Below are 14,546 nucleotides of genomic sequence, written 5' to 3'. Positions count from 1 at the left end.
CATGGGGCGTGGGTGGTCCGGGAACGGGCCGCCCACGTCCTTGTCCGCGTTGGCGGGCGATGGCGTGAAACCGGAGGATGTTGAAAATGAAGATCCTTGTGCCCGTGAAGCGGGTCATTGACTATAATGTGAAGCCGCGTGTGAAGGCGGACGGAACGGGCGTCGATCTGGCGAACGTCAAGATGAGCATGAACCCGTTCGACGAGATCGCGATCGAGGAAGCCATTCGGCTGAAGGAAAAGGGCGTGGCGACCGAAGTGATCGCAGTGTCGATCGGCGTCGCCAAGGCGCAGGAAACGCTGCGGACCTCGCTGGCCATGGGTGCGGATCGGGCGATCCTGATCCAGACCGACGATGAGGTCGAACCGCTGGGCGTGGCCAAGCTGCTCGCCAAGGTGCAGGAAGAGGAAGGCGCTGGCCTCATCATCCTGGGCAAGCAGGCGATCGACGACGACAGCAACCAGACCGGCCAGATGCTGGCCGCCCTGCTGGGCCTGCCCCAGGGCACGTTCGCGTCGAAGGTCGAAGTTGCCGATGGCAGCGTTTCGGTCACCCGCGAAGTCGATGGCGGGCTGGAGACGGTGAAGCTGTCGACGCCGGCGATCATCACCACCGACCTGCGCCTTAACGAGCCGCGCTATGCGTCGCTGCCCAACATCATGAAGGCCAAGTCCAAGCCCCTGGCGCAGAAGACCCCCGCCGATTACGGCGTGGACATCAGCGCCCGGCTGGAAACGCTCAAGGTGGTCGAACCGCCCAAGCGCACCGCCGGCGTCAAGGTCGCCGATGTCGATGAACTGGTCGCAAAGCTGAAAGCTCTGGGAGTCGCCGCATGAGCAAGACACTTGTTTGGGTTGAACATGAGGGCGGCGCCGTCAAGGACGCGACCCTTTCCGCCATCACCGCCGCCGTCAAGCTGGGCGAAGTGCATTTGCTGGTCGCCGGCCAAGGCGTCGATGGCGTCGCCGCCGCCGCCGCGAAGATTGCGGGCGTGGGCAAGGTCCATGTCGCCGATGATGCTGCTTTCGCTCATGCGCTGGCGGAGAATGTGGCGCCGCTGATCGTCGAACTGATGGGCCATCACGACGCCTTCGTCGCGCCGGCCACCAGCAACGGCAAGAATATCGCGCCGCGCGTCGCCGCGCTGCTCGATGTCATGCAGATCAGCGATATCCTGTCGGTCGAGAGCGAAGACACGTTTACCCGCCCGATCTATGCCGGTAACGCTATTGCCACCGTCAAGAGCAAGGACGCCAAAAAGGTAATCACCGTTCGCGGCACGGCTTTCGAAAAGGCGGAGCGTGACGGCGGCAGCGGCACGGTGGAAGCGGTCGCTTCGACCGGGGACAAGGGACTGTCGTCCTTCGTCGGCGCCGAGATCGCCAAGCTGGAACGTCCCGAACTGACCAGCGCCAAGATCATCGTGTCGGGTGGTCGTGCGCTCAAGGATGGGCCGACATTTGAAGAGGTGATCTTCCCGCTCGCCGACAAGTTGGGCGCTGCGGTCGGTGCGAGCCGCGCGGCGGTCGATGCGGGCTATGTCCCCAACGACTATCAGGTCGGCCAGACCGGCAAGATCGTCGCGCCGGAAGTCTATGTCGCCGTCGGCATTTCGGGTGCGATCCAGCATCTGGCCGGCATGAAGGACAGCAAGACCATCATCGCCATCAACAAGGATGAGGATGCGCCGATCTTCCAAGTCGCCGATATCGGTCTGGTGGGTGATCTGTTCAAGGTCGTACCGGAGCTTACCGGCAAGCTGTAAGCCAGCGTGACGATGTAGGAAAGGGCGCGGGGTAATATCCGCGCCCTTTTTCATGTCATTCGCAGTTGATGTCGTTCTTGTCGATGGCCCGGCCAGCCAGAGCACCGCCTGCGCCGCCAAGGATCGTGCCCAGCGTTTTTGATCCGCCGGGCGCAATGACATTGCCCAGCACGCCGCCGGCAATGGCGCCGACAATGGTGCCGGTGGTGCCGTCGTCGCGCTTGCAATAATAGCGGCCATCGCGGTCGCGGTAAATCTGGTCGTTGTCGCGGATCGGACGACGGTTGTGGCGCGGCGGGCCGCGGCGGTCGCCAGGACGGTCATAGCCGTAACCGCCGCCATAATTGTCCGACGTACAGGCGCCCAATGGCAGCATGGCCAGCATGGCGGCGGCGAGGATGGGTTTCTTCATGGCGTCTCTCCTTATTACCCTTATGCCCTCAACAACCCGGCGCAGCAGCCATGGTTGCGTGGCGGTGACGAGTGCGGTCAAAAGAAAACCGCCCGCTGCGACCGCGAGAGGGGGAGCGGTGGCGAGCGGGCGGTGACCGGCGGCGAGCGGGGGGACTGGGCCGCCGGATGGGAAGGGGGTTAGTTGGGCAGCGGACGGTTGATCGCGCCGGTCGAGGTGACCAGCGGGGCGCTGACCGCGGTGTCCGTCGTCGCGCTCTGGTCGGCCAGGCTCGTCTTGGCGTCGTTGTAGCGGGTGACCAGGTCGTTCTTGAATTCGGTCAGCTTGCCTTCGTCGTAGAGTTTCTTGCCGACATAGCCGGCGATAGCGCCGAAGATCAGGGTGCGGATCATGTTATGCTCCATGGTTGCGGGTTCGGGGGGATAACCGGCGGCGGGGCCGGGGGTTCCAAGCCGCATTGCCTGGACGGTCGCTTTTGCTAGGCTTGCGACGGACGGTGCGTCGGGGGAGCCGAATGTCGGGATTCGATCTGGTGTTCGCGGCCTTCGGGCTGTTGCTGGGCCTGGCGATCAGCGAGGTGCTGGGCGGTTTTTCCAGGGCGCTCAAGCTCAAGCGGGGCGCCAGGGCGGTGCGGATCGGCTGGCTGACGCCGCTTCTGGGGCTGTTCGTGCTGCTCGACCTGACCAGCTTCTGGCTGACGGCATACGAGGCGCGGGCGCAGATGGACGCCAATTATCTGACGCTGACGGCGGTGCTGGCGCTGGTCGGGGTCTATTATCTGGCCGCGACCCTGATCTTTCCCGACGAACCGGAGGAATGGCCCGATTTCGATCATTGGTACGACCGGCACAAAAGGCTGGTGATCGGCGGCGTGCTGTGCGCCAATATCGGCAGCATCATCGGCCAGATCGCGCTGGAAATCTATCGGCCATCGACCGGGCCGGCCCTGAGCGCAGATGCCGATTACTGGATGGGGCTGGCGCTGCTGGGGCTGTTCGGGGCGCTGATCGCCCTGCTGTTCGTGCGCCATCGCTGGATCAACGGCGCGCTGCTGGTCGCGCTGATCGCGATCTTGCTGGTCGGCTCGGTCTATATGGACCAGCAGCCGTAAAAGAAGGCGGGCGCCGGAGCGCCCGCCATCCCCGATTATTCGGCGTGCTGCAGGTTCACAGCGGCCATCTTGCCACGACGGTCCTGCTCCAGATCGTAGGAGACGCGGTCCTTTTCGCGCAGCGTGGCCAGGCCAGCGCGCTCGACGGCGGTGATGTGGACGAACGCGTCCGGGCTGCCGTCATCGGGAGCGATGAAGCCATAGCCCTTGTCGGCGTTGAAGAATTTGACGGTTCCGACGATGCTCATGGTAGTTCCTTCTTTCGTGCGGCGCGGCCCGTGTGGACGCACCGGATCGCTAAAGGGGCAGGGAAAGAAGGAAACAGGTGCCGCAAAGCGCCGAGAACCGTCGATTTGCGACTGTAGCATCCCCCACATAGGGCATGGGGGGGCAAATAGCAAATAGGGGTGGGGCGTGAACCCGATGGCGGATAGGCGGCCACTGTCGCACCTGTCCCCCCGCAGGAAGAAAGGCCCCCTTCGACTGCCTGCCTGCGGCAGTCGCTCAGGACAGGCTTCGACAGGCTCAGGGCGAACGGAGGGAGGGGCGCTCCCGCTTTCACAGGCAACCTTGATGGCATGATGCACATCCCGCCATCATCCCGCCCCGGCCGTCACCGCCGCGCGTCCCGCGTCCTGCGCCAGGACGAAGCCGAAGAAATCGTCGCGGGCGAGGGCGGCGGCCTGTTCATAGGGGCGGCGTTCGGCCTCCTGCTGGGCGGCGATCGCCTCTTCCTCCGCCTCCGTCAGGTCGCGCTCATAATTATCGACGTCGTAGATGCTGTCGCTGGCGTTGCCGTCAAAGTCGGGCGGGGGCGGGAAATCGGTGCGCCAGCGGTCCAGCCGGTCGTCCCACCAGAGGCCGCGCAGCCGATGGGCGGCTTCGTCCGGCGGGAGATCGGTAAGATTTGGGGGCGGGGGAGGGCGAAGTTCACACCGTTCATCATCGACGGAAAAGTGCGGGTTTTGCGGTTTGTGCAGCGCCATGCGCGCGGCGACGAAGAGGGCTGCCGATGCGCCGGAGGAGAGGGGTGTTTCCGCGTCGACCGGGGCGGGCGTATCGGGCATGGAGCCGTCATAGAGGGTGGCGTCGTCCATGGTTCGTGCGGCCGGTTCCGCGCCGGTACGGGGCAGGCCGAGACGGTCGGCTTCGGCCTGGGCGTCGGCTTCCGGGCAGAGCATGTCGCAATAGGCGGTGAAATCCTGCGCGACGACGCGGGCGAGCGCGGCGTCGGACCCTTCGGCCGGGCAATCGGCCATGCGATCGAGCCGGGCGAGCATCGACATGGCGAGCCGGTTGTCGTGGCGGTGGCGGGTGATTTCATAATTATCGGGATCGCGGCGGATGGTTTCCTCCGTCCCCATGATGGCGCGGGCGAGCAAGGTATCGGCCAGCCGCGCGCGGGCGATCAGGATCGCCGCGTCCCAGCCCAGGCGAAAGGCCGCGCCGTCGCGCCGGATGCGCAGCGTGTAGGCGGAGCGGGTGGTGATGAACACGGCTTCGCAGGCGAGGCGGATGACGCCGGTCGCGGCGAGGACTTCGAGAAAGCGGCGCTGGCGCGCGGGGCTCCAGCCATCGACGCGGCTTTGCGGCGCGGGGGCGGGGGTGGGGAGGATGGGGTCGTGATAGGACATGGGTCGCGTGCCTCCGGCTGAGGGGTTTGCCGGGAGGATGGACAGAAAAGGGGCGTGTAGGACAGCGGAATAGGATTTTTAGGGAAGGTCAGGGATTGTCGATCGGCCAGCGGGTTTCGCGCGCCTTGCTGCCAAGGTCGATGAGATCGTCATTCGGGCTGCCGGATCGGGCGAGCCGGACTTCGCCGTCCGAGCCAAGAGATTCTTCCCATGGCTGGGCGCGCCGTTCCTGCTTCCTGTGTTGATAGGTTTCGTTGCGGACGCGCTTCATGCGCCGCCAGAGGAGGGGCATGGCGACGAACGGCAAGAGCAGACAAGTAAAGAAAAGGATGACGTCGATCATGCGTAGGTCGCCCGGATATCTTCAGGGATATTGTTGGCGGGCATGGACCAGCGTCAATATCTCTATGACTTCGGCGGCGACGCGATAGATGATTATATAGTTGGGATGGACCACGGCCTCGCGCGTGCCGGGCCTGCGGCCGGGGCGATGCGCATAGGGATGATTGGGCAGATTGTCGGCCGTATGCCGGATGGCGGCATAGAGATGATCGGCCGCCGGTTTGTTGCGCCTCCCAATATAGTCGAGGATGGTGAGCAGGTCCGCTTCCGCCTCGTCATCCCAGACGACCGGTAAGGTCATCGATATTTGTCGAGAACCGCCTGCGCCTTGGCCATGACTGCGTCATGGGGGATGCGCGGGTTGGTGGAAGCGAGGGCACGTTCGACCTTGGCCTGTACCCATGCGTCATGGGCTTCAGCCTCCTCGGTCGTCGCAAATTCGGACTCGATGGGGGTGAGTTTGGTCATGGGTGGAATGTATCAGATGGACAAATTCCCGCCAATCCCATCGACGCAACTATGACCTGATAAGGCTCCAATATGGACCAAAATCTGAAGTTGACCGAAAACGCCTTGGTCGCAATTATGGGCGGTGAGGGAGACGGCAATGTCAGAAGAGCGACTCCATAATGTACTGGGCCAAGACCGCATTACGTCGCGTCAGATTGACGAGTTGGTTGGTTTAGCACGTGGCATCGCTGCCGATGGGAAAATCAATCAGGCAGAAGTTGAGTTTTTGCAGAAGTGGCTGGCTGCCAATATGACGATCAGCGATCAGCCGCTCATTCGCAAACTATACAACCGTATCAACGGGGTTTTGGCTGACGGCGTTGTTGATGAGGATGAATGCAGTGATCTGCTGGATACGCTGAACAGCTTTTCGAGTCGGGATTTCGAACTTGGTGAGGTTCTGAAATCCACCTCATTGCCACTTTGTAAGCCTGCGCCAGTTCTAGCTTTCTCCGGCTATCGGTATTGCTTTACCGGTACATTTAATTTTGGTGGACGAAAGAATTGTGAAATGGCGGTTGAAGCCAGGGGCGGTGCTGTGGGGAGCCTGACGCAAAAGACGAATGTTTTAGTGATCGGCATGTATGCGACCGAATCATGGAAGCATTCATCGTTCGGGAACAAGATACTTAAGGCGGTTGATATGCGCGAAGATGGAGTGCCGATCTCTATCGTGTCGGAAGAGCATTGGGCGGGCCATCTATAACATAGGGTCGGATCGTGCATAATTTGGTTCAAATATCGGTCGCGTACTCCAAAAACATACTGATAAAGGCCGAATCATACGGACGATCAAGCAATTTAACGTGAACCTCTTGTCGCTGACCCTAAATCTGACTTTACCAAATCGTCACTCCGCCGCCACACTCTCTAGCCCCAGCAGCGGCGCGAGATAATGCCCCGTAAATGACCGCGCCTCATTCACTACCTTCTCCGGCGTGCCTTCGGCGACCACTTCGCCGCCTTTGACGCCGCCTTCCGGTTGATCGCGTTCGACCGTCCCCCGGACGGTCTCGGCGCGATCAAATGTCGAGGATCCAGTCATTCTGCGGCCTCGGTCTTTGGCTGGGCCAAAAGGGGGGCAAGGTAATGGCCGGTGAAACTGCGCGGTTCCTTGACGACCTGTTCTGGCGTGCCGACAGCAACGATCTCTCCCCCTTTTACCCCACCCTCGGGACCGAGATCGATTATGTAATCGGCGGTCTTGATGACGTCCAGATTATGCTCGATCACGACCACGCTGTTGCCCTGGTCGACCAGCGCGTGAAGGACTTCGAGCAGTTTGCGGACATCCTCGAAATGCAGGCCCGTCGTGGGTTCGTCCAGGATATAGAGGGTGTTGCCGGTGGCGCGACGCGACAGTTCCTTGGCGAGTTTGACGCGCTGGGCTTCGCCGCCGGACAGGGTCGTGGCCTGCTGGCCGACCTTGACATAGCCCAGGCCCACTTCGGCGAGCATCGCCATCTTGTCGCGGATCGGGGGCACGGCCTTGAAAAATTCGACCGCATCCTCGACCGTCATGTCGAGTATGTCGGCGATGCTCATCCCCTTGAACTTCACCTCCAGCGTCTCGCGATTGTAGCGCGCGCCGTGGCAGACGCCGCAGGTGACATAGACGTCGGGGAGGAAGTGCATCTCGATCTTGAGCACGCCGTCGCCCTGGCAGGCTTCGCAGCGGCCGCCCTTGACGTTGAAGCTGAAGCGGCCGGGCTTGTAGCCCCGCGCCTGGCTTTCGGGCAGGCCCGCGAACCAGTCGCGGATGTTGGTGAAGGCGCCGGTATAGGTGGCCGGGTTGGACCGCGGGGTGCGGCCGATGGGCGACTGGTCGATGTCGATCACCTTGTCGCAATGGTCGAGGCCGGTGATCTTGTCATGCGGGCCGGCGACGATGCGGGCGCCGTTGAGGGCGCGGGCCGATGCCGCATAGAGGGTATCTATGGTGAAGCTGGACTTGCCTGATCCGCTGACGCCGGTGATGCAGGTGAAGGTGCCGAGCGGGATCGACGCGGTGACGCCGGTCAGGTTGTTGGCGCGGGCGTTGTGGACGGTGAGTTTCTTGCCTGAGCCCTTGCGGCGCTTGGCGGGGACTTCGATGCGGCGGGTGCCGTTGAGATAGTCCGCGGTGACGCTGTCCTTGTGCGCCAGGATTTCGGCCAGCGTGCCCTGCGCCACGATCTGGCCGCCATGGACGCCTGCGCCCGGACCCATGTCCACGATATAGTCGGCGTGGCGGATCGCATCCTCGTCATGCTCCACGACGATGACGCTGTTGCCGAGGTCGCGCAGGCGTTTGAGGGTAACGAGCAGCCGGTCATTGTCGCGCTGGTGCAGGCCGATCGAGGGTTCGTCGAGGACGTAGAGGACGCCCGACAGGCCGCTGCCGATCTGGCTGGCGAGGCGGATGCGCTGGGATTCTCCGCCGGACAGGGTGCCGCTGGTGCGGTCGAGGTTGAGGTAATCGAGGCCGACATTGTTGAGGAAGCCGAGGCGCTCGACGATTTCCTTGAGGATGGCGCGGGCGATCTGCTGCTGCTGGTCGTTCAGATGATCGGGCAGGGTGGTGAAGAAGGCGAGCGCGTCCACCACCGAGCGGCGGGTGGAGACGGAAATATCCTCGCCCGCGATCTTGACGGCCAGCGCTTCGGGTTTCAGGCGGGCGCCGTGGCAGGTTTCGCAGGGCATGGCGGTCTGGTACTTGCTCAGTTCCTCGCGCATCCAGGCGCTTTCGGTCTGGAGCAGGCGACGGTTGAGGTTGCCGATGACGCCCTCGAACGCCTTCTTGACCTCATAGCTCTTCTTGCCGTCGATGAAGCGCAAGGTGACGGGCTTGCCGCCGGTGCCGTGAAGGATGATGAGCTTCACCTCGCCGGGCAGGTCGGTCCAGGGGGTGTCGAGCGAGAAGCCGAATTCCTTGGCGAGGGAGCCGAGCACCTGCATATAATAGGGGCTGGGCGGGTTGGATTTGGCCCAGGGGACGACGGCGCCCTTCTTGATCGAGAGCGCTTCGTTGGGGACCACCAGTTCGGGGTCGAATTCCTGCCGTTCGCCCAGGCCGTCGCAGGCCGGGCAGGCGCCCATGGGCGCGTTGAAGGAGAATAGGCGCGGTTCGATGTCGGGGATGGTGAAGCCGCTGACCGGGCAGGCGAATTTTTCGGAGAAGACGATGCGGTTGGCGGGGATGCCCGCGCCCTTCATCTTCTTGTCGGCGGACTGTACTTCGTTTTCGCGGCCCGGCACGACGCCGTCGGCCAAGTCCACGAAGGCGAGGCCATCGGCGAGTTTGAGGGCCTGCTCAAAACTGTCGGCCAGCCGCGTGCCCATGTCGGGTTCCACGGCCAGGCGATCGACCACGACTTCGATGTCATGCTTGTATTTCTTGTCGAGGGCGGGCGCATCCTCGATCAGCATCATTTCGCCGTCGATGCGGACGCGGGTGTAGCCCGCCTTCTGCCATTCGGCGAGTTCCTTGCGATATTCGCCCTTGCGCCCGCGTACGACCGGGGCGAGCAGGTAGAAGCGGGTGCCTTCGGGCAGGAGGGCGACGCGGTCCACCATCTGCGACACCGTCTGCGCGCTGATGGGGAGGCCGGTCGCGGGGCTGTAGGGGATGCCGACGCGCGCCCAGAGAAGGCGCATATAGTCGTAGATTTCCGTGACCGTGGCGACGGTGGAGCGCGGGTTGCGGCTAGTCGTCTTCTGCTCGATGCTGATCGCGGGGCTGAGGCCCTCGATATGCTCGACATCGGGCTTCTGCATCATCTCCAGAAACTGGCGTGCATAGGCGGAGAGCGATTCCACATAGCGCCGCTGCCCCTCCGCATAGATGGTGTCGAAGGCGAGGCTGGATTTGCCGGAGCCGGACAGGCCGGTGATGACGATGAGGCTGTCGCGGGGCAGGTCTACGTCGACGCCCTTGAGATTATGTTCGCGCGCGCCGCGGACGGAGATGTGGGTGAGGCTCATGGGGCGTGTTGTTCCAGATTTGTTCTAATTGGGCAAGCGCTGGTGCGCCCTTGCGGGCGAAGATAGGGATTGGGCAGCGGCAGGGGAAGGTGGCCGGAAAGGCAAGTTTTGCTTGGCACGGCATGGCGGTCGCAACTAGGGTTGGCAGCAGCGGGGGACCAATGAGCAACAAACTCTATTATGGCAATAATCTGGACGTGGTACGCGCGTATGTGGCCAGTGAAGGCATCGATCTCGTCTGCCCGGACCCTCCGTTCCATTCCCAAGTTCATTATAATATCCTGTTCAAGTCGCCAAGCGGTGGCCAGTCCGACGCGCAGATCAAAGCGTTTGCGGATACCGGCAAGCAGGGGCGTTTGTTATGACCGATCAAACTTCACCTCTTTCCATCCCCCGTCACGAAGATTTCATGCTGCCCATACTTAAGGTGCTGGACAGCCATGGCGGATCGGCGACGAACGAGGAGATAGAGGAAGCGCTGATCGAGATGCTGGGGATGACGCCGCAGCAGATGGACGTGACCTATCCGACCTCCGGCGCGGCAGTGGTGCCCGACCGCATGTCGTGGGCGCGCAGTTACCTTAAATATCCGGGGTTGGTCGATAATCCCAAGCGCGGCATGTGGGTGTTGACCGACGACGGGCGGCAAGCCGTGTCGATGCCAGACGAGAAGGTTCGGCGGATGGTGGCCGATGCCTATAATGTGCATCAAATTGCACTGGCCGCGCGCCGGAAGGCCAAAGAGGCGGCGGCCATGGGCGATGACGCAGCGACGCCGACCCGAAACGAAGAAATCATCCTGCATGATCAGCCAACCGAGGAAGAAGAGGCAGAATGGTCCGATGCGCTGCTGAAAGTGCTTCGCACCATGCCGCCTGACGCGTTCGAACGGCTTACGCAGCGGTTGCTGCGCGAAAGCGGTTTCGTGCGGGTCGAGGTGACGGGCAAGTCGGGCGATGGCGGCATTGACGGGGCGGGCGTGCTGCGCATGAACCTCATCAGTTTTCAGGTGCTGTTCCAGTGCAAGCGCTATGCCGGATCGGTGTCTTCCCCCACTGTACGCGATTTTCGCGGGGCGATGCAGGGGCGGGCGGATAAGGGGTTGATCATCACCACCGGCACTTTCACCACCGATGCGCGCAAGGAGGCTACACGCGACGGCGCGCCGGCCATCGACCTGATCGATGGGGAAGCGCTGTGCCAGTTGCTGAAAGAGCGGGGGCTGGGCGTGCGGGTGCGGCAGGTGATCCATGAGGAAGTCGATATCGTCAGTGACTTTTTTGCGGAAATTTGAAACGCGCAAGGCGGCCTGACGCGTTCCCGTCCACCGCAAACCCACTGGCCAATCCGGCCGCGCTAGGGCAGAGGTTGCGCCCATGAGCCTGCCCGATCCGTCCCATTTCATCGCCGCCGGGCAGAGCGCCGAGGTGTTCCGGCTGGACGGGGGGCGAGTGCTCAAGCTGTTTCATGCGGGTATCGACCCCGGCATTGTCGAGCGCGAATATGCGATGATGCAGGCGATCCAGGCGACTGACTTGCCGGTGGCGCCGGCGCTGGGGTTGAAGGAAGCGGGCGGTCGGCGCGGGATCGTCTATGGCGAGATGGCGGGGGCGGACCTGCTGGTCCATTTGCGCCAGAAACCGTGGCGTTGGCGCTGGGCGCTGGCGCAGATGGCGCGGTTGCAGCAGCATATCCAGGCGCAGCGCTTGCCGATGCTGCGCAGCCGCAAGGCGATATTGGCCGAGGATATCGAGGTGGCGCCAGTGGGCGAGAGGCTGCGCGCCGCCGCGATCGAGCGGCTGGACCAACTGATCGAGGGAGACGCGCTGTCCCATGGCGATCTGCACCCGGCCAATCTGATCGTGACGCCCGACGGACTGGCGGTGATCGACTGGTCGCGGGCGGCGCGCGCCGCAGCGCCGACGGACGTGGTGCGGACCGAGATGCTGATGCGCTTTGGTCCCGGCCAGACGGGGGGATGGTGGGAGGAAAAGATACGGGATCAGGCGGCGGCCCAGTATATCAGCCGCTATCGGGCGGTGACGGACATGGAGCCGGAGGCGCTGGCGGCGTGGCGACCGCTGGTGGCGCTGGCCTGGTTGCGGCAGCGGCTGCCGGCGCGAAACGACGCCTTTGCGCTCTATCTGGACGAGGCGCTGGCCGCCGCAGGATTGCCCGCGATCGACCAGTGAATGCTGGCTTGGCGAGGCCCGCCATGTCGTTCGTGGCGCGCTGAGGGCCGTTGGTCCGGCGCGGATGCCGCCGGGCGCTGCGCATGGGCGGATCATCGAAGCGGGGCAGATCGGGCGCGTTCACCTGCTATGGTGGGGCATCGGCAGAGCGCGGCGCCATCAGCCCCGTTAAGCGACGGTTCAGCGCCGATGGCGTCGTCTCCGCCATATAGCTTTATCCCCGATCCGGTGCCCGACAGCATCTGGATACGCCCCCGGCCTTCCCTTGCGCCGGGGGCGTTTTCGCGTCTGGCGCTGGCGGCTGGGCGATTCGTCTTTCCCTTACGGCAATATGGCGCGCGCATGTCGTTCGCATGGGCGCGGATGTCGTTCGTCGCGCCGTTCGTCCGCTTTCCTCTGTCCTTGGTCGCCGATCCTGTCGTTGGCCGATGCGGATCGCCATCGGTCGAAGCGGGCGGGCGCGGCGCACGCGGCAAGGGTAACAAGATGAGGCGAACGGGGCAGGATGCCGACCCCAAAAAGACCCTCTGGCTCCCCCCGTTCGCACCCGGCGCCCCGCACAGCCCCCCTTTGCAGCGGTGCGCCGGTCACAACAGATTTTGAGGAGATAAGCCCATGTTCGTAGCACCCAAATTCGCCGCCGCCGTTGCGTCCCTTGCCCTGCTGGCCAGCGCCGGCGCCGCATCCGCCGAAGACTTCGTCTCCAATGGCCGCACCAGCGCCGTCTATCATGGCGACCTGGACCTGACCCAGCCGGCGCACCAGCAGCAGCTCCGCAGCCGTATCGCCCGCGCCGCCAGCCGCGTGTGCTCCTCGATGGACCTGGCCGCCGCGCAAGCGTGCAAGGTCAAGGCGGTGGCGCAGGTCCAGGCCCCCGTCAGCGCCGCCATCGCCCGCGCTGAAACCGGCGAGCGTTATGCCGATGCGGGTGGGGCGGATGCGGGCAAGGAGATGCGGCCGGTCGTGGGCAACTGATCGTCCCGCCCGCCATGCAGAAGGCCCGGTTCGCGCCGGGCCTTTTTGCGTTGGGCGACGGTAAAAGCGATTCAGAAATCCGGGCGGCGCTTGGCGCGGAAGGCGGCGACGCCTTCGGCGAAGTCGGGCAGGGTGAAGGCGTCGCGGAACAGCGCCAGCGTCGTCGCGTCGTCGTCCGCTTGTCCGTCGAGGATGCGGCGGACGATCGCCTTGGAGGACTGGACGCTGTGCCGGGCGTTGGCGGCGATGGTGCGTGCGAGGGCTTGCGCCGCGGCGAGCGGATCGGGCGCGATCTCCTCGATCAGGCCGATGGACAGGGCTTCGTCGGCGCTGTGGAGCGCGCCGGTGTAGAGGATGCGCTTCGCGCGGGCGGGGCCGACCAGGTCGACCAGCAATTTGGTGTCGAACAGCGAATAGACGATGCCGAGTTTCGCTGGCGTAATGCCGAGGCGGGCTGTGGGCGCTGCGATGCGCAGGTCGCAGGCGATGGCGAGGCCGCAGCCGCCGCCGACGCCATCGCCGTCGATCGCGGCGATCACGGGCTTTGGCGCATGGGCGAGGGCATATTGGCTGGCGCGGATCGCGGCCTGGTTGGCGACGCGCCAGTCTTCTTGCGCAGAGCAGGTCGCAAATTCGTTGATGTCCGCGCCAGCGCAGAAGAGGCCGGGGGCGGCGGAGGCGAGGATGAGGACGCGGATGGCGTCATCGGCCATCGCCTGGCCGACGAGGGCGGGTAGGGCTTCCCACATCGCCTGGGTCATGGCGTTGCGACGGTCGGGCCGATCGATCAGCAGCCGGGCGACGGGACCGTCATGCTCCAGGCGCAGGGTCATGACAGGCGCGTCATGCCGGCCAGCGCCGGAGCAGAGGGACCAGTTCGTCATAATGGTGGATGACGGCGTCGGCGTCGAGATTGTCTACAGGGCCGTCGAGGAAGCCGAAGCCGACCGCGACATTGGCGATGCCGGCATTGCGTGCGCCCGCTATGTCGTTGATCGTGTCGCCGATGAAGATGGCGCGGCCGCCGCCCGCGCGGGCGATCATTTCGCGGATCGGGGCCGGGTCGGGCTTGGCGACGCCGACCGTATCGCCGCCCACGATCGCGGCGAAGCGGTCCGACAGGCCGAGCTGGCGCATCAGCGGGATGGTGAAGCGTTCCGCCTTGTTGGTGCAGATGGCGAGCGTGACGCCGGCCTCCGCCAGCGCATCCATCGCGTCCAGCAGGCCGGGATAGGGGGCCGAGTGGATGGCGAGATTCTGCTCATAATAGTCGAGCAGGATCGGCAGGAGGGCATCTAGCATGTCCGCGGTGTAGCCGCCCGATGCGTCTAGCGCCCTGGCCAGCATAACCTTTGCGCCCTTGCCCACAAAGGGGTGGATCGCGGCGGCCGGAAAGGGCGGGCGGTCGATCGTGCCGATGGCGTAATTGACCGCGGCGGCGAGATCGCCGCTGGTGTCGATCAGGGTGCCGTCGAGGTCGAAGCCGACGATGTCGAAGGGGATGGGATCGATGGGGGGGCTGGTCATGCCGCCGCCATGCCGCGTGCGCGGTGGCAATGGCAAGGCAAACATGGCAGAGAGCGGCAAGATTCCTCCTCCTGCCAGGGACGCTTTCATCGTGACTGTACCCGACTCGTCTTCG

Annotated in this window: 19 protein-coding genes; 8 read left to right on the top strand and 11 right to left on the bottom strand. The window is 64.1% G+C overall.

The annotated features are described in order from the left end of the window. Positions 1-86 precede the first annotated feature (86 nt). Entirely contained in the window at positions 87-836 is a 750-nt protein-coding gene (locus sphantq_RS04790; RefSeq protein ID WP_066605528.1) for an electron transfer flavoprotein subunit beta/FixA family protein, read from the top strand. Then, positions 833-1,765 carry an electron transfer flavoprotein subunit alpha/FixB family protein gene (locus sphantq_RS04785; protein ID WP_129927195.1) on the top strand — a complete coding sequence of 311 codons (933 nt, stop codon included), beginning with the start codon at positions 833-835 and terminating at the stop codon, positions 1,763-1,765. Before sphantq_RS04790 ends, sphantq_RS04785 begins: the two co-directional genes overlap by 4 nt. Before the next feature lie 55 nt (positions 1,766-1,820). Here sphantq_RS04785 and sphantq_RS04780 read toward each other — a convergent pair whose 3' ends face one another. Both sphantq_RS04780 and sphantq_RS04775 read right to left on the bottom strand, forming a co-directional pair. Next, a complete protein-coding gene (locus sphantq_RS04780) occupies positions 1,821-2,177 on the bottom strand; it encodes a glycine zipper 2TM domain-containing protein (RefSeq protein ID WP_066603921.1) in 357 nt (118 codons plus the stop codon). A gap of 179 nt (positions 2,178-2,356) precedes the next feature. Next, positions 2,357-2,569 carry a hypothetical protein gene (locus sphantq_RS04775; protein ID WP_129927194.1) on the bottom strand — a complete coding sequence of 71 codons (213 nt, stop codon included), beginning with the start codon at positions 2,567-2,569 and terminating at the stop codon, positions 2,357-2,359. Between the two features lie 122 nt (positions 2,570-2,691). Between sphantq_RS04775 and sphantq_RS04770 the strand changes: the two genes are divergently transcribed. Next, entirely contained in the window at positions 2,692-3,288 is a 597-nt protein-coding gene (locus sphantq_RS04770; RefSeq protein ID WP_224548511.1) for a hypothetical protein, read from the top strand. Positions 3,289-3,323: 35 nt separating this feature from the next. Here the strand turns inward: sphantq_RS04770 and sphantq_RS04765 are convergent, their stop codons facing one another. From sphantq_RS04765 to relB, 5 genes are all read right to left on the bottom strand, one after another. After that, positions 3,324-3,536 carry a cold-shock protein gene (locus sphantq_RS04765; RefSeq protein WP_066603914.1) on the bottom strand — a complete coding sequence of 71 codons (213 nt, stop codon included), beginning with the start codon at positions 3,534-3,536 and terminating at the stop codon, positions 3,324-3,326. A gap of 348 nt (positions 3,537-3,884) precedes the next feature. Continuing rightward, positions 3,885-4,922: a hypothetical protein gene (locus sphantq_RS04760; protein WP_272799720.1), complete on the bottom strand. Its 1,038-nt coding sequence runs from the start codon at positions 4,920-4,922 to the stop codon at positions 3,885-3,887. Positions 4,923-5,010: 88 nt separating this feature from the next. After that, the gene (locus sphantq_RS04755) at positions 5,011-5,265 is read right to left on the bottom strand and encodes a hypothetical protein (RefSeq protein WP_272799719.1); all 255 of its coding nucleotides are present in this window, start codon (positions 5,263-5,265) and stop codon (positions 5,011-5,013) included. A 21-nt stretch (positions 5,266-5,286) separates the two neighbouring features. After that, entirely contained in the window at positions 5,287-5,565 is a 279-nt protein-coding gene (locus tag sphantq_RS04750) for a type II toxin-antitoxin system RelE/ParE family toxin (RefSeq protein WP_272799718.1), read from the bottom strand. After that, positions 5,562-5,732, bottom strand: coding sequence for a type II toxin-antitoxin system RelB family antitoxin (gene relB / locus sphantq_RS04745; protein ID WP_272799717.1), 171 nt, complete (start codon positions 5,730-5,732; stop codon positions 5,562-5,564). Before relB ends, sphantq_RS04750 begins: the two co-directional genes overlap by 4 nt. Positions 5,733-5,871: 139 nt before the next feature. Between relB and sphantq_RS04740 the strand changes: the two genes are divergently transcribed. After that, positions 5,872-6,480 carry a BRCT domain-containing protein gene (locus sphantq_RS04740; protein WP_272799716.1) on the top strand — a complete coding sequence of 203 codons (609 nt, stop codon included), beginning with the start codon at positions 5,872-5,874 and terminating at the stop codon, positions 6,478-6,480. Positions 6,481-6,624: 144 nt separating this feature from the next. Here the strand turns inward: sphantq_RS04740 and sphantq_RS04735 are convergent, their stop codons facing one another. Together sphantq_RS04735 and uvrA are read right to left on the bottom strand one after the other, a co-directional pair. Next, positions 6,625-6,819, bottom strand: a complete 195-nt coding sequence (locus sphantq_RS04735; RefSeq protein WP_272799715.1) for a hypothetical protein — start codon at positions 6,817-6,819, stop codon at positions 6,625-6,627. Beyond that, on the bottom strand, positions 6,816-9,737 hold the full coding sequence (gene uvrA, locus sphantq_RS04730) for an excinuclease ABC subunit UvrA (protein ID WP_272799714.1): 2,922 nt from the start codon (positions 9,735-9,737) through the stop codon (positions 6,816-6,818). The genes sphantq_RS04735 and uvrA overlap by 4 nt, the downstream gene beginning before the upstream one ends. A gap of 161 nt (positions 9,738-9,898) precedes the next feature. On the opposite strand from uvrA, the gene sphantq_RS04725 reads away from it, so the two are divergent. The 4 genes from sphantq_RS04725 to sphantq_RS04710 all read left to right on the top strand — a co-directional run bounded on the left by sphantq_RS04725 (position 9,899) and on the right by sphantq_RS04710 (position 12,904). Next, positions 9,899-10,102, top strand: coding sequence for a hypothetical protein (locus sphantq_RS04725; protein ID WP_066603892.1), 204 nt, complete (start codon positions 9,899-9,901; stop codon positions 10,100-10,102). Between the two features lie 44 nt (positions 10,103-10,146). After that, complete coding sequence (locus sphantq_RS04720; protein WP_201785496.1) at positions 10,147-11,031, top strand: restriction endonuclease; 885 nt, start codon at positions 10,147-10,149, stop codon at positions 11,029-11,031. 82 nt (positions 11,032-11,113) lie between these two features. Beyond that, on the top strand, positions 11,114-11,929 hold the full coding sequence (locus sphantq_RS04715; RefSeq protein WP_272799713.1) for a phosphotransferase: 816 nt from the start codon (positions 11,114-11,116) through the stop codon (positions 11,927-11,929). A gap of 615 nt (positions 11,930-12,544) precedes the next feature. Beyond that, complete coding sequence (locus sphantq_RS04710) at positions 12,545-12,904, top strand: UrcA family protein (protein ID WP_066603884.1); 360 nt, start codon at positions 12,545-12,547, stop codon at positions 12,902-12,904. Between the two features lie 71 nt (positions 12,905-12,975). Here sphantq_RS04710 and sphantq_RS04705 read toward each other — a convergent pair whose 3' ends face one another. Together sphantq_RS04705 and sphantq_RS04700 are read right to left on the bottom strand one after the other, a co-directional pair. After that, complete coding sequence (locus tag sphantq_RS04705) at positions 12,976-13,737, bottom strand: enoyl-CoA hydratase/isomerase family protein (RefSeq protein ID WP_066603877.1); 762 nt, start codon at positions 13,735-13,737, stop codon at positions 12,976-12,978. Positions 13,738-13,747: 10 nt separating this feature from the next. Beyond that, positions 13,748-14,416, bottom strand: coding sequence for an HAD family hydrolase (locus sphantq_RS04700; protein ID WP_272800182.1), 669 nt, complete (start codon positions 14,414-14,416; stop codon positions 13,748-13,750). Positions 14,417-14,546 lie beyond the last annotated feature (130 nt).

Source organism: Sphingobium sp. AntQ-1 (genome assembly GCF_028538045.1).
GTDB classification, from domain to species: Bacteria; Pseudomonadota; Alphaproteobacteria; order Sphingomonadales; family Sphingomonadaceae; genus Sphingobium; species Sphingobium cupriresistens.
Note: the sequence above shows the minus strand (reverse complement) of the source record. Positions and strands in the feature narration are given on the sequence as shown.